Origin of the sequence: Bradyrhizobium genosp. P, assembly GCF_049949265.1 — a bacterium.
Classification (GTDB): domain Bacteria; phylum Pseudomonadota; class Alphaproteobacteria; order Rhizobiales; family Xanthobacteraceae; genus Bradyrhizobium.
Genome location: NZ_CP188195.1, coordinates 9,616,785 through 9,639,908, shown reverse-complemented (window position 1 = coordinate 9,639,908; position 23,124 = coordinate 9,616,785). Strand labels below are relative to the sequence as shown.

Here is a 23,124-nt window from a genome sequence, read left to right as displayed (position 1 = left end):
CGGAAGCCATGTCCGAGGGTTCAGACTATGGCTTGTGGTCCGTCGCGGATGGTCGTGCATCGGTGTAGAAGACGAAGGTCATTACGATTGCAGCCATTCGCGCCCGGGCGGCCGTCAAAGACAGCGCACGTTTGCTGAGGTCGTCGCCGAACCACAGGCATCTCCCGAGACGGGCGTCACATATCGACACATGACCGTTTGCGAGATGTGCGAACGGGAATCACTCCGCTACGTCCACATCATGACGCATCCGGAATTCGCACGTCCGCTGTATTGCGGGTGTGAGTGTGCCGGGCACATGGAAGACGATTTGGAGGCGGCGCGCTCGCGCGGAGCTAGGGCAAAGGCTCTAACGCGACGCATCAATGCGGCGAAGTGCCGAGCTAAAAATGCAAGCTGGCACATGAGGCCGAACGGTCAGCGATTCGCCGATGTCGGTCGATATAAGCTCGGCGTTCTTCCAAAGGGCAACGGCTTTCGCGGCGCCTGTCGCCATATCCCGACTTCCTTCGAGCTGCACGGAAGCAGGACTATCTCAACGGCAGCAGAAGCGAAGACGGCGGCCATCGCACTCATGATTGACCTGATGCGCCGCCAACCTTGGGAAGATGAAGACGACTAGCTTCACCGCTGTCGCTCGGACGTGACGCCGCTGTAATGAGTTGGCGCGAGATGAGGAGCAAGTGAGGCCACAATCTCCCTTCGCGTCCGAGCAAATCGCAGACCGAATCAAGGTCGTCTAGCAGCTCACCGGTTAACGCGGCGGGCGTGCTTCCGGCCATATGCCAGTCGCTAAGTGACATGAAGGCCGGGTCTTCGACCTCGTCGTAACCGACCCGCTCGTTGTACTTCCATGCGTGCTCTGCGACCGCTCCAGCGAGAGCGACCCATCGCCATTTCTTCGCGAGCGCGCGGTTGGAGCAGCCATTCTGATCCAGCGTGATACGGCCGACCCATGATTTGTTGCATAAGTCGAGGGGACTATGGCCGCTCGGCTTGATGTGGACATCCACGACACGAAAACCGACGTGACCAGCCATTGCAGCATGACCCGCTTCGTGCACGGCTGCGAGGCGGCGATCTCGCGCAAGGGTGCGCTCTGGCGCGAATTTCAAGTTGCGCTCCAGAATCCGATCACGTTCGGCGCGGAGGGTTTTGACGATATCCTTCGGGTCGATCTCAGCGAAATTGATCATCGTTCGGCCCCCCGTGCGTTAGCCATTGGGGCGCCGGAGACGAACGGCTTGCGGCTTGCGTGATGAGCCATGACGCTGGCATAATCGACGAGTGTCCGCTGACCGTCGCGCCGGGCGGTCAATTTCTTCTCGGACAGAAGCTGATAGACCTTGGCGCGCGACACGCGCAGCACGCCGACAGTCTCATTGATGGTGAGGGAGAGGGGATCGATTTTTGGCACGGTACGGCCTCCGATCTCGGAGACCCCGACAGCCTAGGCCGTCATTGCGCGGGGTTGGTGCGCCGTGCCGCTACCGACAGTCGCGACATCTGCCGCGAGGGTCGCCTGATTGCGGACTCAGGCTGACTGCGCGATGGCCTACACCCGCAGCGATGCCGCCGTCAAGAGCCGAGGATGGACGGCAATGGACGGCGGACCAAAGTCTGTCACACGGTACGTCACACGCCTAAAAACATCGTTGGATCAACAATCCGTGGTGGCGCACCCAGCCGCAGCGGCGATAGCCGTCGTAATAATAGCCGTTGTTGGCGGCGATCGCGCTGCCGACCGCGGCGGCGCCGACGATTCCCGCACCAATGCCCCAACCGAGGCCGAATGGCCTGGCGTCAGCCTGCGAGGTGGTGGACGCAATGGTGCCGGTCACGGCGAGCGCGGTGAGGGCAGTAGCGGCAATCCTGGACTTGATCGACATTGAGAAACTCCATCCTGTCTGGGCGCGGCACCGGTGTGGTCCGCATGCCCGTTGGACGGAGGCTTTCCGATTCCGGTTCGAATCGTCGCGATGGGTTTGGTAGTGGCGGCTATTCGCCAGCCGATCCAGCTACTTAAGCGGCCAATGCGGCGCGGTTGCGAGCGCGTTCACGTCGAATTTATCGACGTCGTCAAGCAGGTCGCAGAACGCGTGCGCGCCGTGGTCGAGCAGCGCTTCGCCTTTTTCCGCGGAGGCCTTGGTCGCATCGCCGATCGCACCGCCTGGATGCAGATCCTGCGCCTGCCAGGCGAACGGCGCGGGCCGCTGCGTCGACAGCAGGCGGTGCCTGGTTTCGATCGCGATGCTCGCGGGCTTGAAATCCGCGATCGCATCTCGCCGCACATGCTGCGGATATTTCGCCAGCATGATCGAGGTCTCGACCGCGCCGCCGTGAATGCCATGACGCAATTCATCAGCGTCAAACAATCCGTCCGGCACGCCGAACCGCGACCAGCTCGTGGTCACGACCAGCATCCGGTGTTGCGCGCGCAGATCCTGCGCCACCAGAGACATCGCGGCGGAGTTGCCGCCATGGCTCGTCACCATCACGAGCTTGCTCACGCCGGCGCGCGCCACGCTCGCGCCGAGCGCCATCCAGCTCTTCAGCGCGACCGCGGTCGGCAACGTCAGCGTGCCCGGAAAATCGATGTGCTCGGTGGAAATGCCGATCGGTTGCAACGGCAGGAAGGCGGCCGGGACGGTCGCCGACAGCAGGTCGCGCACCCGCGCCAGATACGCCTCGCCGATCATGACGTCGGTTCCCAGCGGCAGATGCGGACCGTGCTGTTCGGTCGCGGCCAGTGGCAGCACCGCGATCCACCGCGAGGCCGCGCCCTTGGCGATGTCGGGCCAGTGGATGGCGGTCCAGTCACGGGGCGGAAGCTGAGAAGTCATCAAGCCAAGCGTCTCATTACAAGCGTTTCTTTGGATGAATTTGCAGGGTAGTTTGTTCACTCGTCACGCGGGGCATTCAAGTCCCCAGGGCGTCCCACGTCCCGCCCCGGGCGCGGGCCACGCCCTCCGCCTTCCATCATGGGCCAGAATGATCGACGGAGTCCAACCATGAACCCGGCCTTTTTGCCGCGAGCGTTAACCACAGGCCTGCTTGCCGCCGCCATCTCCGCTTTGGCGGTCCTGACTGCCGTGGGGTCGGCGCGCGCGCAGACCCTGGACAAGGTCTCGTTCGGGACCAATTGGGTCGCCGAGGGCGAGCATGGCGGGTTCTTCCAGGCAGTCGCCGACGGCACCTACAAGCAATACGGCCTCGACGTCACCATCGTGCCCGGCGGCCCCAACGAGAACAATCGCATGCTCCTGATCGCGGGCAAGCTCGACTTCTTCATGAGCGCGAATTCGCTGCAGACCTTCGACGCGGTCACCAACAACGTGCCGCTGGTCGCGGTCGCCGCCATGTTCCAGAAGGACCCGCAGGTCTTCCTGACCCACCCCGAGGTCAAGGTCGCCAAGATCGAGGATCTGAAGCCGCTGACGCTCCTGGTCTCGAAGGAAGGCATCGTCACCTATTTCCAATGGATGAAATCCAAATACGGCTTCAGCGAAAGCAAGGTGAAACCCTACACCTTCAACTCGCAGCCCTTCATCGTGAACAAGGAGATCGCGATGGAAGGCTACGTCACCTCGGAGCCTTACGCGGTGGAGAAGGCGGCCGGCTTCAAGCCGAACGTCATCCTGATCGCCGATTACGGCTTCAATGCCTATTCGACCCTGATCGAGACCCGCCGTGATCTCGTCGACAAGAAGCCGGACCTCGTCCAGCGCTTCGTCGATGCCTCGATCGTCGGCTGGTATCATTACCTCTACGGCGACAACTCGGCCGGCAACGCGATGATCAAGAAGCTCAATCCGGAAATGACCGACGAACTGCTGGCCTATTCGGTCGCCAAGATGAAGGAATACGGCATCGTCGATTCCGGCGACACCATCGCAAACGGCATCGGCGCCATGACCGACGAGCGGATGGCTGATTTCTTCGAGAAGATGGTGAGCGCCGGCGTGGTCAAGAGCACCATCGACTACCGCCAGGGCTACACGCTGCGCTTCGTCAACAAGGCGGTCGGCGTCGAGCTCAGGCCGAAGAACTGAGCCTTGTATTGCAGCCGAGACACGCAATGAGATCGGATCGAGATGTTGCGGCATCGGCGCTCCACCTCTCCCCCTGTGGGAGAGGTCGTATCGCATCGCCAGATGCGATACGGGTGAGGGGTTCCGCTCTCTCGTGGGACCTGCGCCCCCTCACCCGGCGCTTCGCGCCGACCTCTCCCCGGTGGGGAGAGGTGTCGCTTGTGGCACGATCACGCCAGGCTACGCTCAGGGTCCGATGGTAGAGAGGACAGTGCCAGAGACCAATGCCTCGAGTCTCGCTGTGCGCTTGCGCGGCGTTACCAAGATCTATGACAGCGGCGTGACGGCGCTCGGGCCGCTCGACCTCGATGTCGGGCGAGGCGAGTTCGTCGCGCTGCTCGGACCCTCCGGCTGCGGGAAATCGACCGCGCTTCGCCTGATCGCCGGGCTTGCGGCGCCGAGCGCGGGCACGGTCGAAGTCTCGCGTCAGGGCGCAGAGCGGCGCGGCAGCCACAGGATAGGCTTCGTGTTCCAGGAGCCGACGCTGATGCCGTGGGCGAGGGTGCGCGACAATGTCCGCCTGCCGCTGAAGCTCGGGCATACGTCCGCCGTCGATGCCGATACGCGTATCGACGCTGCGCTCGACCAGGTCGGCCTCGCGGAATTCGCTAATGCCTATCCGCGCGAATTATCCGGCGGCATGAAGATGCGGGTGTCCCTGGCGCGTGCGCTGGTCACCGATCCGGATATCCTGTTGATGGACGAGCCGTTCGCGGCGCTGGACGAGATCACGCGCTTCCGCCTCAACAATGACCTGCTGTCACTGTGGCGCAATCTCCGGAAGACCGTGATCTTCGTAACCCATTCGGTGTTCGAGTCGGTCTATCTCTCGCAGCGTGTGATCGTGATGACCGCGCGGCCGGGCCGGATCGGCGCGGAATTCCGCATCGCCGCAGCCGAGCCGCGCGGCGAGGCGTTCCGCACCTCGGCCGAATATGCCGCTTTCTGCCGCGAGGTCTCCAACGCGCTGGCGCCGTCCTATGCAGGGCTGGCGGGCGCATGAGATCTCCGCAAGACATCATCCGCATCCTGCTCCCGGTCGTGGTGTTTGCAGCCAGCCTCCTGGTCTGGGAGCTGATTGTGCGCGCCTACGACATCCAGCCCTATGTGCTGCCGAGTCCGCTATTGGTGCTCAAGACGCTGGTCGCGGATTGGTCGATCCTCTCGCAATCGCTCGGTGTCACGTTGCTCACCACACTCGAGGGCTTCATCGCAGCTGCGCTCGGCGGCGTCGCGCTGGCGCTGCTGTTCAACCTGTCGAAATGGCTGGAATATTCGCTGTTCCCCTATGCCGTCGTCTTGCAGGTGACGCCTGTGATCGCGATCGCGCCGCTGCTGCTGATCTATCTGCAGCAGCAGACCGCGGTGATCGTTTGCGCCTGGATCGTCGCGTTCTTCCCGGTGCTCTCCAACACCACGCTCGGCCTCAACTCGGTCGACCGCAACCTGGCCGGCCTGTTCCAGCTCTATGGCGCATCACGGCTGCAGACCCTGTTGTTCCTGAAACTGCCCGCGGCGCTGCCCTATATGCTCGGCGGTTTGCGGATCGCCGGCGGGCTATCGCTGATCGGCGCCGTGGTCGCCGAGATCGCGGCGGGCAGCGCGGGGGCCGGCTCGGGTCTTGCCTTCCGGATCGCTGAATCGGGCTACCGCCTCAATATTCCCCGCATGTTCGCAGCACTTCTGCTGCTGTCGCTGGCCGGGATTGTCATCTATGGGTTGCTGGCGCTAATTTCGCATCTGTTGCTGCGGCGTTGGCACGAAAGTGCACTAGGAAAGGAAAGTTGATGGCCCCGATTTCTTCCGAAAAGATCGATCTGCTGGTTTATGGACCGATCCGGCCAATTCTCGAAAACGGCTTTCCCGATCAATACGTGCTGCACCGGGCGGAAAGCCGCGGCGACCTCGAGCGCCTGACGCCTGAAATCCTCGGCAAGATCCGCGGCATCGCCGTCACCTATCACACCATGGCGACCGACAAGACCGCGCTGACGCAATTCCCCAAGCTCGAAATCGTCGCGAGCTTCGGCGTCGGCTACGACCATGTCGATTCCGCTTACGCGCGCGATCACAATATCGTGGTGACCAACACGCCCGACGTGCTGACCGAAGAAGTCGCCGACGTCGCGATGGGGCTTTTGATCGCGACCTTGCGCGAATTCGTCAAGGCCGACCGCTACGTGCGCTCCGGCCTGTGGCAGACCCAGAACTATCCGCTCAGCGTCGGCTCGCTACGCGATCGCAAGGTCGGCATCGTCGGCATGGGTCGGATCGGCCAGGCGATCGGCCGGCGGCTGGAGGCCTCGCTCGTGCCGGTGTCGTACCACTCGCGCAACCCGGCCAAGGACGTCTCCTACAAGCACTATCCCGATTTGATCGAGATGGCGAAGGCGGTCGATACCCTGATCGTCATCGTGCCGGGCGGTGCGTCGACCTCCAAGATGATCAACGCCGAGGTCTTCAAGGCGCTCGGCCCACGCGGCGTGTTGATCAACGTTGCGCGCGGCTCCGTGGTCGACGAGCCGGCGCTGGTCGCGGCGCTGAAGTCGGGCACCATCCTCGCCGCCGGCCTCGATGTGTTCGCGGCCGAGCCGAACGTGCCGGACGAACTGAAGGCGATGCAAAATGTCGTGCTGCTGCCGCATATCGGATCAGCCTCCGTGGTGACGCGCAACGCGATGGATCAGCTTGTGGTCGACAACATCAAGAACTGGTTCGCCGGCAAGCCGCCGCTGACGCCGGTCGCCGAAACCCCGGTGAAGGGCCGCTGATGCAGCTTGTCCGCTTCACTGTCGTGCTCGCGCTGCTGCTCGCCGGATGTTGTCCGGTCGCCGCGCAGGACGTCACGACGTTGAAGCAGGACATGATCGGGCAGTGGGAGCTCGCCACCACCGACCGCAGCAAGACCTGCGTCGTGACGCTGAAGGGCGATGCGACGCCGCAGGGCTTCAGGCTCGAGCTTGAACCATCCTGTGCCACCGCGCTGCCGTTCACCAAGGACATCGCGGGCTGGAGCATCAAGGGCCTCGGCGACATCGTGCGGCTGCAGAGCGCCACGGCCGAATCCGTGATCGATTTCACCGAGGTCGAGACCGGCATTTTCGAGGGGCTGCGGACCAATGAGGGCGTCTACATCCTGCAAAACCTCGCCGCGGCCCGCTCGCTTGCGAAGTCGATGGACCAGATGATCGGCGACTGGTCGATGGTCCGCGGCGACGGCCAGACGATCTGCGGCCTGACGCTGACCAACACCGATGCGGGCCACGACAATTTCCAGGTCTTCCTGAAGCCGAAATGCGATCCCGCCGTCGCCGCGTTCAATCCAACGCTGTGGCGGCTCGATCGCGGCCAGATCCTGCTGATGTCGGCCAAGGGCGAGACCTGGCAGTTCGAAGCCGACGACAACGCACAATGGCGCCGCGTCCCCGACAGCGTCGCCCCCCTGATCATGCTGCGGGATCAGTAGGTTTTTCGGCTCGGCGCGCTCCGCCTCTCCCGCTTGCGGCGGGTGGGGGCTCTCTCCACGCGATGAACCGCGCGACTCGCTGCCAAACCCCCACCCCAGCCCACCCCCGCAAGCGGGAGAGGGAGCGCAGTCCCGCCGCGGCTGCATCTACGTCCTAACTCGCCCAAAATAATTCCCCGCCGCCTGTCGATCCGGCAACCTCCGGATCGTCGTCTCCCATAGCGGGCCGATCTTGCTGCCGCTCGCCCGAAACAGGAGAATCTCATGCGCTTTATGTCGATCGTCACCTCGCCGCAGCCCGACGCCCGTCCGACCCCGGCGCTGCTGGAGGCCATGCACAAGCTCGCCGACCGCGAGATCAAGGCCGGCCGGATGGTCGATACCGCCGGCTTGATGCCGCTTGCGACCGGCGCACAGGTGCGGATCGCGGACGGCAATCTCAGCGTCGTCGACGGTCCCTTTGTCGAGGCCAAGGAAGTGATCGGCGGTTACGCGATCTTCGAGCTGCGCAGCAAGGAGGAGGCCGTGGCGCTGGCGGTCGAGTTCATGCAGCTCCACAAGGATCACATGCCCGGCTGGGTAGGCACCTGCGAGGTCCGTGCCTTCGCTGGCTTCGCCGGCCAGGGTCCGGAATAGGGTACGATCCGAAGAAGCGGGAACCGGTTCTTCGAAAAAGATCATGCTCCAATCAGAGGAGGTTAGCGATGCGCTTCATGTATGTCCTGGTGGCCGAGAAACCGATGATGCCGAATCCCGCGTTGGGCGAGGCGATCCGCGAAATGGCCGAGCGCGAGGTGAAGGCCGGCCGCATGCTCGACACCGGCGCGCTGCTGCCGCGCACCGCCGGCGCGGAAGTCCGTATCAAGGATGGCAAGCTCAGCGTCATCGACGGTCCCTTCCTGGAAACCAAGGAAGTCGTCGGCGGCTATGCCATCTTCGAACTGAAGGACAAGGAGGAGGCGGTGGCGCGCGCGGTTGAGTTCATGCAGCTCCATATCGATCACCAGCCGGATTGGGACCTGTCATGCGAGGTTCGCCCGTTTATCAATCCCTGACCGGCGCATCGGCCGGATGCCGGTGGCTGTTGTGACCGACGCCGACATTCACCGCACCACGCTTCACAAACAGATTCTGGGTGTATGGCGCATCGAGCAGCCGCGGCTGATCACCAGCCTGTCGCGGATGCTGCGCGACGTGCCGCTCGCCGAGGATCTGACCCAGGAGGCGTTGATCGCGGCGCTGGAGCACTGGCCGACGGCCGACGTACCGGAGAAGCCGGGCGCCTGGCTGATGGCGACCGCCAAGCGGCGCGCGCTCGATCATCTGCGCCGCAACCGCATGCTGAGCCAAAAGCACGGCATGCTGGCGCACGATCTGGCGCAGGAGCAGCAGACCATGCCCGATTTCGAATCCGCGCTCGACGACGACATCGGCGACGAATTGCTGCGGCTGATCTTCACCGCCTGCCATCCGCGGCTGTCGCGCGAGGCGCGCGCGGCACTGGCGCTCAGGATGATCTGCGGCCTGACCACCCAGGAGATCGCGCGCGCATTCCTGGTCGCCGAGGCCACGATCGCCCAGCGCATCGTGCGCGCCAAGCGCACGTTGTCGGACTCCGGCCTCGCCTATGAGACGCCGCGCGGCGAGGAGCTGTCCGAGCGGCTCGCCTCCGTGCTCGAGGTCGTCTATCTCATCTTCAACGAGGGCTATACCGCCGCGCGCGGCGACGAATGGCTGCGGCCGCAGCTCTGCAACGAGGCGCTGCGCATGGGCCGGGTGCTGATCTCGATCGCATCGCAGGAGCCGGAGGCGCACGGGCTGCTTGCGCTGATGGAGCTCAACGCGTCGCGAATTGTAGCGCGCACCGATGCCGATGGTGAACCGATCCTGCTGATGGACCAGAACCGCGCGCTGTGGGATCGCCTGCAAATCCGCCGCGGGCAATTGGCGCTGGCGCGCGCCCGTGAACTCGGCGGGGCCGGCGGCTTTTATGCGCTGCAGGCCGCGATCGTCGCGTGCCACACCGGCGCCGATACGCCCGATGCGACCGACTGGCCGCACATCGCCTCGCTCTACGGCGATCTCGCGGCGCTGGTGCGCTCGCCCGTGATCGAGCTCAACCGCGCGGTCGCCATCGGCATGGCGGAAGGGCCGCTCGCTGCGCTTGCGATCGTCGACGGCCTCGCCGACGAGCCGGCGCTGAAATCCTATCATCTGCTGCCGAGCGTGCGTGGTGACCTGCTGCAGAAATTGAGCCGCTTCGACGAGGCGAGCGCAGCGTTCGAGACCGCCGCTGATCTCGCCGGCAACACCCGCGAGCGCGATCTGCTGCTGCGCCGCGCCGCGACGGCGGCACGCGCCGCGCGGGATAGTGTCAGTCATTGACACCTGCGCCATCACTACGCGACGTAAGGCGAGCACGCCGCTCAGGCCTAACCCTCCCCCGTATCCGCCTTCGCCAAGGCTACGGCGGACAAGAGGGGGAGGGAACCCTCTCACCGGTGCGTCCCTTACGGGTCGGCGTTGACAGGCGCGCCGATGGTCACGGATGGTGATGCTCACAATCGCAACCCTGCGAGGTGCGCATGCTCAGACGATTAGTCGTGTCGATGTTGGGTGGGCTGTTGCTCGCTGCCCTGGTCTTACCGGATGCAGCCCGCGCCCAAGCCGCGGCCGATCCGCTATGGCCGACCCGGCAGTGGGCGACCTCGACGCCCGAAGAGCAGGGCATGAATTCCGCCGCGCTGGCTAGGCTCGTCAACTTTGGCGCGGCGCATAACCTCGACAGTCTTCTCATCGCACGCCATGGCCGGATCGTTCTCGACGCCTATTACGCGCCATACACGCCTGAAATCCCGCACCTCATCAACTCCGCCACCAAGGCGGTGACCGGCACCCTGGTCGCGATGCTGCTCAAGGACCATCTGCTCGACAGCCTCGACCATCGCATGCTGGATTTCTTCGGCGATCGCACCATTGCCAATGTCGACGACCGCAAGCGGGCGATCACGATCCAGACCATGCTCGATATGACGTCGGGGATGGCCTGGACGGAAGGCGTCGAGGGCGGCCGGCCGGACTCGCTGATCGAATGGGAGCACAGCCCCGACGCGATCCAGTTCATCCTCGACCGTGCGATGGCGCACGCGCCGGGCGAGGAGTTTTATTACAACACCGGCAATGCCCAGCTGTTGGCCGCCATCATCAGCAAGCTCAGCGGGCAGAGTGCGCGGGATTATGCGGTGTCGAGACTATTCCGCCCGCTCGGCATCGCCGCGCCGTACTGGCACAGCATCGGCCCGGGACTGACGCAGGGCGGCGGCGGGCTTCTGCTGGCGCCGCGCGATGCCGCCAAGATCGGCTACCTCTATCTGCATGACGGCGAATGGGACGGGCAGCGGCTGCTGCCATTGGACTGGGTCGATCGTATCAGGCACGCGACAACAGACATGCATGCGTCGTTCGATCCCACGCTGCGCTACGCCAACTTCTTCTGGGTGATGCCGCCGCGGCAGGTCTACATGGCGGTCGGCGACCGCTGCCAGCTCATCATGGTTTTCCTGTCGCTCGACATCGTTACGGTCGTGACCGCGCGCGATTATTGTTCGTTTGGCAGGCTTGCTGATGACATCTCGGACGCCGTCAAATCCGATACGGAACTGGCGGTGAATTCCGCCGGTGGCAATCTGCTCGCCGGCGCACTCGGCAACATCGCGACCGAACAGCCGTCTCCCGTCAGTGCAATGCCGGAGAGCGCTGCCGCCATTTCGGGAAAGACCTATCGCTTCGCGGCCAACGCCCTCAATGTACGGGCGCTCGCGCTGAATCTAATTGGCCAGCCCGCGCGCTACGAACTGGAGATGACGACGCCGGATCCGGCCAATCCGGTGATCAAACTGGCCGGCCCGATCGGGCTCGATGGACTCTATCGTCTCGGTCCGCCAACGCCGCTTGGCGTGCTGGCGCTGAAGGGGGCGTGGCAGGACAGCCGGACCTTTGCGGTCGACCTGCGCCTGGTGGGCGGCGACACCGACCGCAAATGGCTGCTGTCGTTCGACGGCGCCAAGGCCAGCCTGCGCGGCAAGGATCGATTGGGTGGCGATGTGCAGGTGGATGGCGAGGTCGCCGGGGCGCGGTAGCCTGCGAGCTCAGCACGGGTCTGGAACGGGCATCGCCCCTAGCGCTGATTTGCCCGACGGGGCAAGCCCTCGCTCGAAAAATATTTCTATTTATCCGAAGAGAAAGTCAGTATGAATTGGCCCGTCCCACCCGATTGAGGGGCGAGCGCACGTCACGAACGCGCGGTGGGATGCGGTGGACGCGGATTGCGCAACAGACGAGTGCGCATGAAGCGGACGGCGAAGTCGTGTGGTCCTGACGCTGCAATGCAGGCGGAAAGCTTTCGAGAAGCTACCAATTCTCGAGAGCGACGGTGGCAACAAAGCGCTCACCGGGGAGAGCACGAAGGAAACCGTAAAACCATCGCGCAGGGAAAGCCGGCGTTCCCGGTTACACCTGTGGTCCTACCCCGGTGCTTTCTGTTGCACCGGGCCCATGGGTGCGATCGGCACCCGGCTTTCCCTGCGCCCTCTACCAAGTAAGAGGGCAAACGAAATGCAAAACTCGGGCAGATCATGTCGCGAGAACGCGGATGTATGATTCACAGGCGGCGCAACAATTTCGGTGTCGTCCCGGCGTAGGCCGGGACCCATATGTGGACGGCCCCCGTGGCACAAGAGCTTTTTGAGCGGATCGGATCGCTTGCATCCATATGTCCGGCCTTTTGAGTGCGATCGGATGGATCGCTGGCCAAGATGGTTTGCGCGATGCGAGTTCCAAACAACCACGCGGCCTGTTGACGGCCGATGGGTCCCACGGACTGTCTCGCATCGTTGCTCGATCGATCGCTCCATCTGCTCCTGCAGCTCCGGGTCGGCTGACGAGCGAGCCCGCCAGCCGGCCAATCTGTTAGACGGCGACTGCCGCGGTGGCATTGATCCGTGCGGCGTCATAACTCTCGCCGGTCGCCATCAGCTTCCAGGCGATGCGGGCCACCTTGTTGGCGAGCGCCACGGCGGCAAGCTTCGGTGGCTTGCGCTTGATCAGGGCCAGCAGCCAGCGCGAGTGATGGCCGCGCCCGCGTCTGGCCTGCTGGATGACCGCCGTTGCCCCGATCACCAGCAGGCGGCGCAGGTCCTCGTCGCCCGCCCGCGTGATCTTGCCAAGCCTGGTTTTGCCGGCGGTGGAGTGATCCTGGGGGGTGAGGCCGAGCCAGGCTGCGAAGTGACGGCCGGAGCGGAAAGCATGGGGATCGGGTGTCTTCATCACGAGCGTCGTTGCAACGATCGGCCCGACAGAAGGGATCTGCGCCAGACGCCGGCCCACGGCGTCGGAGCGGTGCCAGGCCATCAATCTGGCTTCGATCTCCTGCAGCTCGCCCACGAGTCTGGTGTAGTCGCGGCCCAGCACCGTAAACAGCTCGCGTGCCAGGGCAGGAAGCGTCTCGTCCTGCGCAATCCGCGCCAGCAGCGGCTCGATCTTGTCGGTCCCTTGGGCCCCGATCAGGCCAAACTCCGCCGCATGGCCGCGGATCATATTGCCGAGCTGGGTGCGCCGGGCGATCAATCCAGCGCGGACACCCGTCAGCATCAGCGCGGCCTGCTGCTCGACCGTCTTGACCGGCGCGAACCGCATGCTCGGCCGGCTCATCGCTTCACACAGCGCCTCCGCATCCCGACCGTCGTTCTTGTTCCGCGACACATAGGGCTTCACCAATTGCGGCGCCATCAACTTCACCTCGTGGCCCAGCTTGCGAAGCTCCCGTGCCCAATGGTGCGAGGCCCCGCAGGCCTCCATCCCGATCACGGTCGGCGGCAACTTGGCGAAGAACTCCAGCACCTGCTTGCGCGCAAGCTTCTTGCGCAACACAGGCTGTTCCGCCGCATCAACCCCATGCAGCACAAAAATATACTTCGACGTATCCATTCCAATGCGGATAATCTCTCTCACGGACGGCTCCCTTGTCTGAGATTTGCAACAACCTCATTCTGGCACACTGATGCCGTAGGGGGCCGTCCACACCATCAGCCACAAATGCAGATTATCTTGCAACGCTGGAACGACGAGTCCCGCCTACAACACCCGCCGCGGAGTATGGGTCCCGGCCTTCGCCGGGACGACGGCTCTGAGAGTATCGCGAGCTACCGCCTCAAGCCGCGCGGATGTTGGCGAGGAAGCCATCGACCTTGTCACGCAGCATCGTCGCCTGTGCGTTGAGCTCTTCCGCCGAGGTCCGCACCTGGCCGGCCGCGGCGCCGGTCTCGCCGGCGGCGCGGGTAACGACGCCGATATTGCCGGACACTTCGCTGGTGCCGCGCGCGGCTTCCTGCACATTGCGGGCGATCTCGCGGGTGGCCGAACCCTGCTCCTCGACGGCGGATGCGATCGCGACCGTGATCTCGTTGATGCCGCCGATCGTGCCGCCGATATGCTCGATCGCATGCACCGCTTCGGTGGTGGCCTCCTGCATCGCCGCAACCTGCGCCGAGATCTCTTCGGTCGCCTTGGCGGTCTGGCTGGCCAGCGACTTCACCTCGCTCGCCACCACGGCAAAGCCGCGCCCGGCCTCGCCGGCACGCGCGGCCTCGATCGTGGCGTTCAGCGCCAGCAAATTGGTCTGGCTGGCGATGTCGCTGATCAGATTGATGACGTCACCGATCTTCTGCGCCGCGGCGGACAGTCCCTGCACCGTCGTGTTGGTGCGGTTGGCCTCCTCGACCGCCTTGTGGGCGATCGCAGTCGATTGCGCGACCTGGCGGCCGATCTCGGAGACCGACGACGACAGCTCCTCGGTCGCCGCAGCCACCGTCTGCACGTTGGCGGAGGCCTGCCGCGCCACCGCCGCAACCGTAGTGGCCTGCTGGCTGGCGACCTCGGCAGCGTCAGACATGCTGTTGGAGGTCGTGCGGAGCTCGACGGCTGCACCGGCCAACGCATCGAGCGAGGCGCGCACGCCGTTCTCGAAATCGTCGGCCATCCGGCCGAGCAGGCCGTGCTTCTCGGCTTCGGTGCGCTTCTTCATCTCGTCCTGCTCGCCGCGCAGCCGCACCGCCTCGATCATGCTGTCCTTGAACACCTGGACACATTGCGCCATGGCGCCGACTTCGTCGCGGCGATCCTGTGCCGGGATCATTGTCGCGGTATCGCCGGCGGCGATCTTGCGCATCGCTGCGGTCATGCCGGTAATCGGTCTGACGATGCTGCGTCCGAGCAGCAGGCACATCGCGATCACCAGCAGCAACGCACCAGCGACCAGCGCGCCGATCCATTCGGCCTGCCTCCAGAAGATCGCGTCGACGTCGTCGAGATAGATGCCGCCGCCGATGGTCCAGCCATAGGGCTTGAACTCGACGGCGTAGGAGATCTTCGGCATCGGTTCGGTGCCGCCGGGCTTCTGGAAACGATAGTTCACGAAACCGCCGCCCTGGGCTGCGAGCTCGATCTGCCGCTTGGTGAAGGGCACGCCGTCCGGGTCAGGCGAATTATAGAGGTTCTGGCCCTCGACTTTGGGATTGGGATGCGATTGCACCAGGCCTTGCGGATTGAACGCGTAGAAATAGTCGCCCTGGCCGAAGCGCAGCGTGCGCAGCAGCGTCTTGCCGCGCTCGAGGGCGTCCGCGTCGGACAGCCCGGCGGCCTTCGAGGCCTGGTAGTTGAGGTCGACGGCCTGCCTGGCGAGCTGCACGACGTCCTGCAGCTTGGCCTTGCGATCCTCGAGCAGGCTGTTGCGCAGCGTGGACAGTCCGACGCCTGCGACCGCGACGATGCCGAGCAGCGCCACGCCGACCATGATCATGAGCTTGGACGAGATTCGCAGATTGCCGAGCATGGGATGCCTTTTTCGGGAGCACGGCAGCCGCAGCCGGCGCCGATGGTTCCGAAAGGCTTAACCGCAATTGATAAAAGCCACCCTAATGCGGGCCGCGCAAAGCCGCGACCGGCGCACGCCGGCGGGCATTGCGTCCGTGCCGCAACGTCACGCCATTCAGCAGAACTATGGAGATTGCAGTCGCGGCCTGCGACCAAAGACCTAGGCGCCGCGCAGCCGATCCGCGGCTGTGGTGCTAGTTGGGCGGCTTCGTCGCGGCCCCAAGGTCGAGGCCAAGCTGGAGCGCCCGCTCGCGGCGCTCCTCCGACAGCAGGCTCAATTCCCGTTCCAGCGACCGCGCAACCTCCTCTTGCATTTCCTTGGAACTGCGGCGCAGGGCGCCATGAGGCTTGGCAGGGGAGGCGGTCACAGGGGAAGCCTTGTCATCGAATTGTCACGGCGCGTCTTGGCACGGCCGGAGTCGAAGCGACAATCAAAAAGAATTCAGTGGGTGTGCATTGGAATGATCGATGCGCGTCTGACTCAAATTTAGGCAGAAAATTCTCCCGCTATTGCATCAGACCGATCAAAAATTTTGCAGATGCCGCGATCTCATCAATTTGGATAAGAGAGCCGGTTCCGACGAAATCATTTCAGGATTCGCACGACAACGTCCTGAAACCGACAAGGTCCAACGTTAGTCGATCTTGTGAAGAACACGTGGCTAATGACACCCTGACCGTGCCGGTCGTGATGGTTGTCCGATCAGCCAGATCTTGGGGCGATGCCGGAAATGAAGAACCAGCCGAATGCTGTGCCGTATGTCTGGGCAGCCGCACTGATCGCGGTCGCGATCTGGGGCGTGTCCGGCACGCCGCAGACGGCGCACACACTCGCCGCTACTCACCTGGCCCGCGCGCACTAAAGCCGCGGGCGCTCGGATCGCTGCATGTCCATCGTATAGGTGTAGCGCCCTTCGGGGTGCGTGGTGATGGTGACTTCGAACAGCTCCTCACGGACGCCGTAGTAGCGGCGTACCACGGTCAGCGCGGGCGAGCCGGTCTTGACGCCGAGCGCCTTCGCGATCGGCGCCGGCATGCCACGAACGAAGATCTCCATCTGCGCGTGTTCGGTGATCTGACCGTACATCTTGGTGATCTGCTCGTGCACCGGTGTGCGGCCGTGGTCGCTGCGCTTCACCACATCGGCGAATTTGCGCAGCACGTAGATCTCGGTCCAGCCGAGCGGCGCGGCGAACTGGTCGGAGCGGCGGACGGCTTCGATCAGGAACCAGTTCTTGCCGGGTTCGCATTTCAGGAGCGCGGCGAGCTTGCGGTCGGCGACGATGTCGGCGCTCTGCACCACGTCGCGATAGGTTTCGTTGGAATAGCGCAGCCACTCGCCGAGCGATTTGACGCTGTGGGTGAACAGCACCGGCGGCTCAGCGGCGATCACCACCGAACCGAGGCCGGCGCGGCGTATGATCAGGCCCTGCTCGATCAGGATGCGCAGCGCCTCGCGCACGGTCTGGCGGCTCGCCTTGTAGCTCGCCATCAGATCGGTTTCGGTCGGCAGCAGATTACCGACCGCATAGGTGCCGAGCCGGATATCCTTTTGCAGGTTGGCGGCGATATCGCGGTAGCGGGACGATCTGGCTTTGGCCGGGTTGTCAGCCATGAGAGATCACTGGCATGCCACCGGATGCCCCGTTTGCATCGACTGCAGCGCCGCCTCGAAGGCGGCCAAGGTCGCCAGCACATCCGCTTCCGGCACCGGGAAAGGCTGTCTGCCCTCGACGGCATCGGCAAAGGCCGACAGTTCCGCAGCGAGCGTGTCGCGCGCGGGATAGCGTGTCGTCGCGGGCGGCTCGCCGGATTTCCGCAGCACCATCGTGATCTCGTCCAGCACTTCGGCGGATCCCTTCGTCCCGAACACATGCACGCGCCAATAGAACGGTGTTGCTCGCACCGTCGCAAGGGTTGTGCTCACGCCATTCACAAATTCAATCGCCAGGGTTGCGGTATCGAGCGGTGGTGGCCCGGCCTCGCGTGCACTCAACCGGGCATAGACCTGGCGCGCCGGGCCGAGCAGGCTGACGAAGCCGTCGAGCACATGCAGGCCGGCGCCGGTCAGTCCGCCGCCCGGCGATTCCTCCGGCGACAGCCGCCAGCCTTGCGTGATGCCCTGGGAGTTCTCGTTGCTGTTGTGGCCTTCGACATGCAGCACCGTGCCGAGCTCGCCGGTGGCGACGATCGCGCGCAGCGCCTGCATCGCAGGCCAGAAGCGCCTGTTGTGCCCGACGGCAAGCACTACGCCCGCGTTGCGGCAGGCCGCGAACATCTCCGCCGCGTCGTCTCGCCTGAGCGCCAGCGGCTTCTCGCAAAAGATCTGCTTGCCCGCCGCGGCGGCCGCGATCACCTGGCTCTTGTGCAGCGAATGCGGCGTCGCCAGCAGCACGGCGTCGATACCGGGGTCGGCGAGGACGGCGTCCAGGCCGGCCGCGCGGCTGAGGCCATGCGTCATGCAGAAATCTTCGGCGCTGATGATGTCGGGTTCCACCACGCGTGTGATCCTCAGCCGCGGTTCGGAGCGCGCCGCCTCGACCAGCGCACGGCCCCATCGCCCGAGGCCAGCGATCGCACAGTTGATCATCCGCTTTCCCCGCCCCGGCCGCGCTTCGCACGAATGGCTTCGATGACCGCCGCGCTGTCGCTGTCCGGGCCTTCCAGTGCGATCGCCGCACGCAGCAGGTCAGTCTGCGCCGCCGTCATCGGCAAAGGCAAGCCATGCCGGTCCGCCTCGCGGAGGATCAGTTCGGCATCCTTCAGGGTCTGCTCGATATGCGATTGCGGTGAAAAATCCCGCGTCAGCATCTTCCGTCCCTTGCTGTCCATCACCCTGGAATATGCCGCCGACTGCTGCGCGGCCGCAAGGAAGCTCGCGCCGTCGAGGCCAAGGCTCTCCGCAAAGACAATGCCTTCGGCCAGCGCGGCGCGGTTGTTCTGCAGGATCAGGTTGATCGCGAGCTTGGTGCGGCTGGCATTACCGATCGCTCCGACATTGATCCGTTGCGGACACAGGAGTTCGAGTGTCTGCGCGGCTGCTTCGACGATGTCCGCGTCGCCGGCCACCAATGCGGTGGCGGTTCCCGCGCGCACTTCCGCGCTGGTGCCCGAGATCGGCGCCTCGATGAAGGCGAGGTGCGACCGGGTCGCGAATTCGGCGATGGCGGCGATCTCGTCGGGCGCGCAGGTCGTGGTGCAGATCACAAGCGGCGGGACTTTTGCGTTGGCAATGTCGGGCAGCAACGCCTTGACCTCGGCGCCGTCATACACCGCGATGACAACGGTGCGGCAGCGCGTCGCCACGTCAGCCGCGAAAGCTGCGAATTCCGCGCCGCTGGCCTTCAACGCATCGTTTTTGGCCGCATCGACATCGAAGCCGATCACGGCCACTCCAGCATCGATCAAGCGCGCAGCCAGGGCCGATCCCATCAGGCCCAGGCCAATCATTCCGATCGGTGTCTCACGGCCCATGGCGCGACCCAGCCGGTTCCGCTTACTGCGGCTCGATGCCGGCGGCCTTCACCTCTGCCGACCAGCGAACGACCTCGCTTTTGACGAAGGCGCCGAACTCGGGCGGCGCCAGCGGCGCCACAATGACCCCGACGTCGGCGAACGTCGCCTTCGTCTTCGGCATCGCGAGGTACTTCGCGCACTCGGCATAGATCTTGTTGACGACAGGCTCCGGCGTGCCGGCCGGCGCAAACAGTCCGTACCAGATCGTGGCCTCGAAGCCGGGCATCGCTTCCGACAGCGCCGGAAGGCTGGGGAGGAGTTCATTGCGGGTCGCCGAGGTCACGCCGATGCCGCGAAGTGTGCCGCCCTGCATCTGCGGGATCGCGACCGAGAAATCGCCGAAGCTGACGGCGATGACGCCGGCCATCACGTCGGTCATCGCCTGCGGCACGCCGCGGTAGGACGCGGCGATCAGCGACAGCCCACCACGCGACTGCAATTGTGCGATCGAGATCTGCGAGGCGCCCGAGCCGTAGCCCGCGGTCAAGTTGGGATGCGCCTTGGCGTAGGCGAGGAACTGCGGCAGGTCCTTGGCCGCGAATGTCGGATTGACCAGCAGCACCATCGCCGTCGTGGTGGTGCGGATGATCGGCGCAAAATCCTTCACCGGGTCATAGGGCAATCTCTTGAACGTCGCGACGTTGCTGGCCTGCGTCGTGTTGGTACCCATCAGCAGCGTGTAGCCGTCGGGTGCGCTGCGTGCGACTTCCTGGGCGCCGATGCTGCCGAGCGCACCGGCGCGGTTCTCTACCACCACGGTCTGGCCGAACGCGTCCTGCAAATGCTGCGCGACCAGCCGAGCGACATTGTCCGGGCCGGCGCCAGGCGGGAAGGGCACGATGATTTTGATCGGCCGCTGCGGGAAGTCGTCGGCAACGGCAGGCAGCGCAGCGAGGCCGGAGAGCAACAGGGCGACAAGCAAGCCCAGGCGCAATGTCATGCCGATTCCTCCCGTGGCCATTTTGACCAGATTTATACGGACAAAGTGATCAAGGATGCAAGTGAGGGATCGTTATCCGGATTGCGGTGGGTAAAATTTGTCCGTATAAATAGTCGAAAAAGGAGCCCGATACCCCATGGTCGATGTCAGCGATCTCCACGCGCGCGGCCTGCGCCGGCGCCAGAAGATGTTCGGCGAGGCCGATGTCGCCAAGCGGATGGCGGCCGCGGGCGATTTCGGCGCCCCGCTGCAGAACATCATCAACGCCTATGTCTATGGCGATGTCTGGGAGCGCAGCGGCCTCTCCGACCAGATCCGCAGCCTCGTCATGCTCGGCATCACCGCCGCGAGCGGCAAGGCCGCCGAGTTCAAGGTGCATGCCAAGGGCGCGATGGCCAATGGCTGCTCCGCCGCGCAGGTGCAGGACGTGCTATTGCTGGTTGCGATGTATTGCGGCGTGCCGGCCGCGATCGAAACCAGCAAAATTGCGGCCGAGATATTTGGAGAGACGCCGCCGGCATCTCCGACAGCGTGAGGCCATAAGCTGCAGCCTCGTGACCTGTTCTGGCCATCGGCGCCCGCGGCTAGTTCCTCACGAAGTAAAGCGGCGTCCGGAGGGTCAATTGATAGGACGGCTTCGGCAACCACGAAATCTGGGCGGTCACGCCGAACAGGCGGTTGTCGTTGTCGTCCATGCGGTCGAGGTCGAGCCGAACGATCGGCTGCGTGAAGGATTGGATCGGTGTCAGGCTGAGAAGTTGCGCACCGCCAAAGGATTGCACGCCGAGCCGGCCCGTCACCTTCCAGTTGTTGGGCCATTGATAATAGCCACCAACGTAGCCGATGGCATTCGAACCGATCCGCGCCAACTGCGCTTCGATGTCTGTTCGGGTGTGCTGGACGCCTGCGAGCAGGCCGCGGGTCTCGTCCTCATCGAAGGCGTAACTGAATTCGAGGATATTGTTGAGCGATGTCGTGGCCAGCGGGCCGTTCGGCACAGCGCGCGTCACCGTCGTCTGCAGCGTGACGGTCGGAAACGATCCGCCGTTCTGCTGGTAGACGTCGACCTGAAACCCGAGATTCCAGCTATTGACCGCGAGCGCCGACCAGTCGGTGATGTCGGTCCGCGTCGAGCTGGCACTGATGCCGCCATAGAGCGAGATATGGTCGGTGACGTCGACGGTCAACGGCAGGTCGACGCCGACCGACTGACTCGCCGGCGACGTGAGGCCGCCCGGCGGCATCGGCAAGGCGTTGGCCGCGGCGAGCGACTGGATCTGCTGCAGCGTTGGCGCAAGCCCGATGTTGCCGAAGCCGATCGACAGCGCGCCTGCCGGGACAGTGCCGTAGCCTGTGCGCCAATCGAGGTAGACGTTCGGCAGCGCCGGCGCAGGCTTCTCCGCCGCCCCGTTGCCTTCGTCGTCACTCAATGCGGGACGGCCAAGACAAAATACGATCAGCGCGGCGAGCGCCAGCTTTCGCGCCAAAGGCGTCAACGCGTTCGCTGGCGTTCGGCGAGGAACGTGCCCGGAAACGGGAATAAGCATGGCGCTTGCCTCGGAGACGTTGTTCGTCCCATCCGACGTCCCGTGCGGAAAACGCTATACTTGCACCAGATCGAGTTCAAGGCTTCTCGCCGGATCGAAATCGATCACCGTACGACACACACCGATCGATCCGGTGATCTGATTGTGTGAGGAAAATCCATGTCGCCCTTCCCGACCTCGACCACCGTTCTCGATTCTGTGCTGTTTCGCGATGCCTTCGGCACGCGCGAGATGCGCGAGGTGTTTTCCGACGTGCGGCTGATTTCTCGCTATGCCGAGGTCGAGGTCGCGCTGGCAAGGGCCGAAGCGCGCTGCGGCGTGATCCCAGCCCAGGCAGCCGAGGAGATTGCTGAACGTACCGACGTTGCCGCGCTCGATTTCGATCTGCTGCGGCAGGAGACCGACATGGTCGGTTACCCGATCCTGCCGCTGGTGCATCAGATGGTGAAGCAGTGCGGCGAGGCCGGCCGCTATGTGCATTGGGGCGCCACTACGCAGGACATCATGGACACCGCCGTGGTGCTGCAACTGCGCGACGGCCTCAAGATCATCGAGGACGATATCGCCGTGCTGCGCAGCATCCTGGCCGATCTCTCGAAACGTCATCGCGACACGCCGATGGCGGGCCGCACCCATCTGCAGCAGGCGCTGCCGGTGACGTTCGGTTACAAGGCCGCGATCTGGCTCGCGATGTTCGACCGTCACGCCGAACGGCTGGCCGAGCTCAAGCCGCGCGTGCTGGTCGGCCAGTTCGGCGGCGCCGCCGGCACGCTGGCCTCGCTCGGCGACAAGGGTTTCGATGTGCAGGAGGCGTTGTGCGACGAGCTCGGCCTCGGCATTCCGGTCTCGACCTGGCACGTCGCGCGCGATGGGTTCGCGGAAACGGTGAACTTCCTCGCGCTGGTCACGGGATCGCTCGGCAAGATCGCACTCGACATCATGATCATGGCGTCGACCGAGTTTGCCGAAGTCTACGAGCCCTTCGTGAAGGGACGCGGGGCGTCCTCGACCATGCCGCAGAAGCGCAACCCGATCTCGTCCGAGCTGATGCTGGCGGCCGCCAAAGCGGTGCGACAGCATGCCGGCCTGATGCTGGACGCGATGGTGCAGGATTTCGAGCGCGCCACCGGGCCGTGGCATGCCGAATGGATGGCGATCCCGGAGAGCTTCGTGCTGAGCGCAGGCGCACTGCATCAGGCGAAATTCGCGCTTGGCGGCCTGATCGTCGATGAGACGCGGATGGCTGGCAATCTCGATATCAGCCGCGGACTGATCGTCGCCGAAGCCGTGATGATGGGGCTTGCGCCGGCGATGGGCCGGCAGGAGGCGCATGACGTCGTCTACGACGCCTGCCGCGTCGCCAACGACAAGGGCCTGACGCTGGCGGAGGCGCTGGTCGCGGATGCGCGGGTAGCTGATCGCATCGATCGCGTGACGATCGACCGGCTCACTGCGCCCACGAACTATCTGGGCTTGGCGCCGGAGATGGTCGATCGGGTGCTGGCGTCGGCAAAGCGGTAAATTCGAGGCATCCGCTCGCCTCGGCGTGATCGGCGGAGACCAGTGGAGCCTTGCGAATACGGATCGAATTGGACTACGAATCGTCAAATCCTCAACCGACATCGCTGGATGCTT

General features: G+C 64.4%; 23 protein-coding genes. 12 read left to right on the top strand and 11 right to left on the bottom strand.

Features of this window, described 5'->3' with window-relative positions; genetic code table 11:
* Positions 1 to 572 precede the first annotated feature (572 nt).
* The 4 genes from ACP2YO_RS46310 to ACP2YO_RS46295 form a co-directional block, all read right to left on the bottom strand.
* Positions 573 to 1,196 carry a hypothetical protein gene (locus tag ACP2YO_RS46310; RefSeq protein WP_426437794.1) on the bottom strand — a complete coding sequence of 208 codons (624 nt, stop codon included), beginning with the start codon at positions 1,194 to 1,196 and terminating at the stop codon, positions 573 to 575.
* On the bottom strand, positions 1,193 to 1,417 hold the full coding sequence (locus ACP2YO_RS46305) for a helix-turn-helix domain-containing protein (RefSeq protein WP_426437793.1): 225 nt from the start codon (positions 1,415 to 1,417) through the stop codon (positions 1,193 to 1,195). The genes ACP2YO_RS46310 and ACP2YO_RS46305 overlap by 4 nt, the downstream gene beginning before the upstream one ends.
* A gap of 226 nt (positions 1,418 to 1,643) precedes the next feature.
* On the bottom strand, positions 1,644 to 1,889 hold the full coding sequence (locus tag ACP2YO_RS46300) for a hypothetical protein (protein WP_426437792.1): 246 nt from the start codon (positions 1,887 to 1,889) through the stop codon (positions 1,644 to 1,646).
* Between the two features lie 129 nt (positions 1,890 to 2,018).
* Positions 2,019 to 2,843: a creatininase family protein gene (locus ACP2YO_RS46295; protein ID WP_426437791.1), complete on the bottom strand. Its 825-nt coding sequence runs from the start codon at positions 2,841 to 2,843 to the stop codon at positions 2,019 to 2,021.
* A gap of 168 nt (positions 2,844 to 3,011) precedes the next feature.
* Between ACP2YO_RS46295 and ACP2YO_RS46290 the strand changes: the two genes are divergently transcribed.
* The 9 genes from ACP2YO_RS46290 to ACP2YO_RS46250 all read left to right on the top strand — a co-directional run bounded on the left by ACP2YO_RS46290 (position 3,012) and on the right by ACP2YO_RS46250 (position 11,696).
* Positions 3,012 to 4,052 (top strand): ABC transporter substrate-binding protein, encoded by a 1,041-nt coding sequence (locus ACP2YO_RS46290; protein WP_426437790.1) that lies wholly within the window; start codon positions 3,012 to 3,014, stop codon positions 4,050 to 4,052.
* Positions 4,053 to 4,287: 235 nt separating this feature from the next.
* Positions 4,288 to 5,094: an ABC transporter ATP-binding protein gene (locus tag ACP2YO_RS46285; protein WP_426437789.1), complete on the top strand. Its 807-nt coding sequence runs from the start codon at positions 4,288 to 4,290 to the stop codon at positions 5,092 to 5,094.
* Positions 5,091 to 5,879: an ABC transporter permease gene (locus ACP2YO_RS46280; RefSeq protein WP_426437788.1), complete on the top strand. Its 789-nt coding sequence runs from the start codon at positions 5,091 to 5,093 to the stop codon at positions 5,877 to 5,879. Before ACP2YO_RS46285 ends, ACP2YO_RS46280 begins: the two co-directional genes overlap by 4 nt.
* Positions 5,879 to 6,862 (top strand): 2-hydroxyacid dehydrogenase, encoded by a 984-nt coding sequence (locus ACP2YO_RS46275; RefSeq protein WP_426437787.1) that lies wholly within the window; start codon positions 5,879 to 5,881, stop codon positions 6,860 to 6,862. Before ACP2YO_RS46280 ends, ACP2YO_RS46275 begins: the two co-directional genes overlap by 1 nt.
* On the top strand, positions 6,862 to 7,557 hold the full coding sequence (locus ACP2YO_RS46270; protein ID WP_426437786.1) for an AprI/Inh family metalloprotease inhibitor: 696 nt from the start codon (positions 6,862 to 6,864) through the stop codon (positions 7,555 to 7,557). Before ACP2YO_RS46275 ends, ACP2YO_RS46270 begins: the two co-directional genes overlap by 1 nt.
* 264 nt (positions 7,558 to 7,821) lie before the next feature.
* On the top strand, positions 7,822 to 8,193 hold the full coding sequence (locus tag ACP2YO_RS46265; RefSeq protein ID WP_426437785.1) for a YciI family protein: 372 nt from the start codon (positions 7,822 to 7,824) through the stop codon (positions 8,191 to 8,193).
* Positions 8,194 to 8,261: 68 nt separating this feature from the next.
* Entirely contained in the window at positions 8,262 to 8,612 is a 351-nt protein-coding gene (locus tag ACP2YO_RS46260) for a YciI family protein (RefSeq protein WP_426437784.1), read from the top strand.
* A gap of 16 nt (positions 8,613 to 8,628) precedes the next feature.
* Positions 8,629 to 9,942: an RNA polymerase sigma factor gene (locus ACP2YO_RS46255; RefSeq protein WP_426437783.1), complete on the top strand. Its 1,314-nt coding sequence runs from the start codon at positions 8,629 to 8,631 to the stop codon at positions 9,940 to 9,942.
* Positions 9,943 to 10,142: 200 nt separating this feature from the next.
* On the top strand, positions 10,143 to 11,696 hold the full coding sequence (locus tag ACP2YO_RS46250; RefSeq protein WP_426437782.1) for a serine hydrolase domain-containing protein: 1,554 nt from the start codon (positions 10,143 to 10,145) through the stop codon (positions 11,694 to 11,696).
* A gap of 829 nt (positions 11,697 to 12,525) precedes the next feature.
* On the opposite strand, the gene ACP2YO_RS46245 is transcribed toward ACP2YO_RS46250, so the two are convergent.
* Positions 12,526 to 13,566, bottom strand: coding sequence for an IS110 family transposase (locus ACP2YO_RS46245; RefSeq protein ID WP_426437609.1), 1,041 nt, complete (start codon positions 13,564 to 13,566; stop codon positions 12,526 to 12,528).
* Positions 13,567 to 13,765: 199 nt separating this feature from the next.
* The gene (locus ACP2YO_RS46240; RefSeq protein ID WP_426437781.1) at positions 13,766 to 15,445 is read right to left on the bottom strand and encodes a methyl-accepting chemotaxis protein; all 1,680 of its coding nucleotides are present in this window, start codon (positions 15,443 to 15,445) and stop codon (positions 13,766 to 13,768) included.
* Positions 15,446 to 16,181: 736 nt separating this feature from the next.
* Between ACP2YO_RS46240 and ACP2YO_RS46235 the strand changes: the two genes are divergently transcribed.
* Entirely contained in the window at positions 16,182 to 16,349 is a 168-nt protein-coding gene (locus tag ACP2YO_RS46235; protein ID WP_426437780.1) for a hypothetical protein, read from the top strand.
* Here ACP2YO_RS46235 and ACP2YO_RS46230 read toward each other — a convergent pair.
* Genes ACP2YO_RS46230 through ACP2YO_RS46215 form a run of 4 tightly spaced genes read right to left on the bottom strand, consistent with a single transcriptional unit; the run spans position 16,346 to position 19,942 of the window.
* On the bottom strand, positions 16,346 to 17,101 hold the full coding sequence (locus ACP2YO_RS46230) for a GntR family transcriptional regulator (RefSeq protein WP_426437779.1): 756 nt from the start codon (positions 17,099 to 17,101) through the stop codon (positions 16,346 to 16,348). The two genes, ACP2YO_RS46235 and ACP2YO_RS46230, sit on opposite strands and share 4 nt — an antisense overlap.
* A 6-nt stretch (positions 17,102 to 17,107) precedes the next feature.
* Entirely contained in the window at positions 17,108 to 18,076 is a 969-nt protein-coding gene (locus ACP2YO_RS46225) for a Gfo/Idh/MocA family protein (RefSeq protein ID WP_426437778.1), read from the bottom strand.
* Positions 18,073 to 18,960: an NAD(P)-dependent oxidoreductase gene (locus ACP2YO_RS46220; RefSeq protein WP_426437777.1), complete on the bottom strand. Its 888-nt coding sequence runs from the start codon at positions 18,958 to 18,960 to the stop codon at positions 18,073 to 18,075. Before ACP2YO_RS46220 ends, ACP2YO_RS46225 begins: the two co-directional genes overlap by 4 nt.
* Before the next feature lie 22 nt (positions 18,961 to 18,982).
* Positions 18,983 to 19,942: a Bug family tripartite tricarboxylate transporter substrate binding protein gene (locus ACP2YO_RS46215; RefSeq protein WP_426437776.1), complete on the bottom strand. Its 960-nt coding sequence runs from the start codon at positions 19,940 to 19,942 to the stop codon at positions 18,983 to 18,985.
* Between the two features lie 136 nt (positions 19,943 to 20,078).
* Between ACP2YO_RS46215 and ACP2YO_RS46210 the strand changes: the two genes are divergently transcribed.
* The gene (locus ACP2YO_RS46210; RefSeq protein ID WP_426437775.1) at positions 20,079 to 20,477 is read left to right on the top strand and encodes a carboxymuconolactone decarboxylase family protein; all 399 of its coding nucleotides are present in this window, start codon (positions 20,079 to 20,081) and stop codon (positions 20,475 to 20,477) included.
* Positions 20,478 to 20,526: 49 nt separating this feature from the next.
* Here ACP2YO_RS46210 and ACP2YO_RS46205 read toward each other — a convergent pair whose 3' ends face one another.
* On the bottom strand, positions 20,527 to 21,429 hold the full coding sequence (locus ACP2YO_RS46205; RefSeq protein WP_426437774.1) for a hypothetical protein: 903 nt from the start codon (positions 21,427 to 21,429) through the stop codon (positions 20,527 to 20,529).
* 219 nt (positions 21,430 to 21,648) lie between these two features.
* On the opposite strand from ACP2YO_RS46205, the gene pcaB reads away from it, so the two are divergent.
* Positions 21,649 to 23,010 carry a 3-carboxy-cis,cis-muconate cycloisomerase gene (gene pcaB / locus ACP2YO_RS46200; RefSeq protein WP_426437773.1) on the top strand — a complete coding sequence of 454 codons (1,362 nt, stop codon included), beginning with the start codon at positions 21,649 to 21,651 and terminating at the stop codon, positions 23,008 to 23,010.
* Positions 23,011 to 23,124 lie beyond the last annotated feature (114 nt).

Excerpts from the sequence above, each read along its gene's own strand:
- ACP2YO_RS46290 (WP_426437790.1), top strand. The coding sequence starts at position 3,012 with ATGAACCCGGCCTTTTTGCCGCGAGCGTTAACCACAGGCCTGCTTGCC.
- ACP2YO_RS46215 (WP_426437776.1), bottom strand. The coding sequence starts at position 19,942 with ATGACATTGCGCCTGGGCTTGCTTGTCGCCCTGTTGCTCTCCGGCCTC.
- ACP2YO_RS46295 (WP_426437791.1), bottom strand. The coding sequence starts at position 2,843 with ATGACTTCTCAGCTTCCGCCCCGTGACTGGACCGCCATCCACTGGCCC.
- pcaB (WP_426437773.1), top strand. The coding sequence starts at position 21,649 with ATGTCGCCCTTCCCGACCTCGACCACCGTTCTCGATTCTGTGCTGTTT.
- ACP2YO_RS46265 (WP_426437785.1), top strand. The coding sequence starts at position 7,822 with ATGCGCTTTATGTCGATCGTCACCTCGCCGCAGCCCGACGCCCGTCCG.
- ACP2YO_RS46230 (WP_426437779.1), bottom strand. The coding sequence starts at position 17,101 with ATGGCTGACAACCCGGCCAAAGCCAGATCGTCCCGCTACCGCGATATC.
- ACP2YO_RS46225 (WP_426437778.1), bottom strand. The coding sequence starts at position 18,076 with ATGATCAACTGTGCGATCGCTGGCCTCGGGCGATGGGGCCGTGCGCTG.
- ACP2YO_RS46280 (WP_426437788.1), top strand. The coding sequence starts at position 5,091 with ATGAGATCTCCGCAAGACATCATCCGCATCCTGCTCCCGGTCGTGGTG.
- ACP2YO_RS46300 (WP_426437792.1), bottom strand. The coding sequence starts at position 1,889 with ATGTCGATCAAGTCCAGGATTGCCGCTACTGCCCTCACCGCGCTCGCC.
- ACP2YO_RS46275 (WP_426437787.1), top strand. The coding sequence starts at position 5,879 with ATGGCCCCGATTTCTTCCGAAAAGATCGATCTGCTGGTTTATGGACCG.
- ACP2YO_RS46310 (WP_426437794.1), bottom strand. The coding sequence starts at position 1,196 with ATGATCAATTTCGCTGAGATCGACCCGAAGGATATCGTCAAAACCCTC.
- ACP2YO_RS46220 (WP_426437777.1), bottom strand. The coding sequence starts at position 18,960 with ATGGGCCGTGAGACACCGATCGGAATGATTGGCCTGGGCCTGATGGGA.
- ACP2YO_RS46250 (WP_426437782.1), top strand. The coding sequence starts at position 10,143 with ATGCTCAGACGATTAGTCGTGTCGATGTTGGGTGGGCTGTTGCTCGCT.
- ACP2YO_RS46210 (WP_426437775.1), top strand. The coding sequence starts at position 20,079 with ATGGTCGATGTCAGCGATCTCCACGCGCGCGGCCTGCGCCGGCGCCAG.
- ACP2YO_RS46285 (WP_426437789.1), top strand. The coding sequence starts at position 4,288 with ATGGTAGAGAGGACAGTGCCAGAGACCAATGCCTCGAGTCTCGCTGTG.
- ACP2YO_RS46240 (WP_426437781.1), bottom strand. The coding sequence starts at position 15,445 with ATGCTCGGCAATCTGCGAATCTCGTCCAAGCTCATGATCATGGTCGGC.
- ACP2YO_RS46270 (WP_426437786.1), top strand. The coding sequence starts at position 6,862 with ATGCAGCTTGTCCGCTTCACTGTCGTGCTCGCGCTGCTGCTCGCCGGA.
- ACP2YO_RS46255 (WP_426437783.1), top strand. The coding sequence starts at position 8,629 with ATGCCGGTGGCTGTTGTGACCGACGCCGACATTCACCGCACCACGCTT.
- ACP2YO_RS46260 (WP_426437784.1), top strand. The coding sequence starts at position 8,262 with ATGCGCTTCATGTATGTCCTGGTGGCCGAGAAACCGATGATGCCGAAT.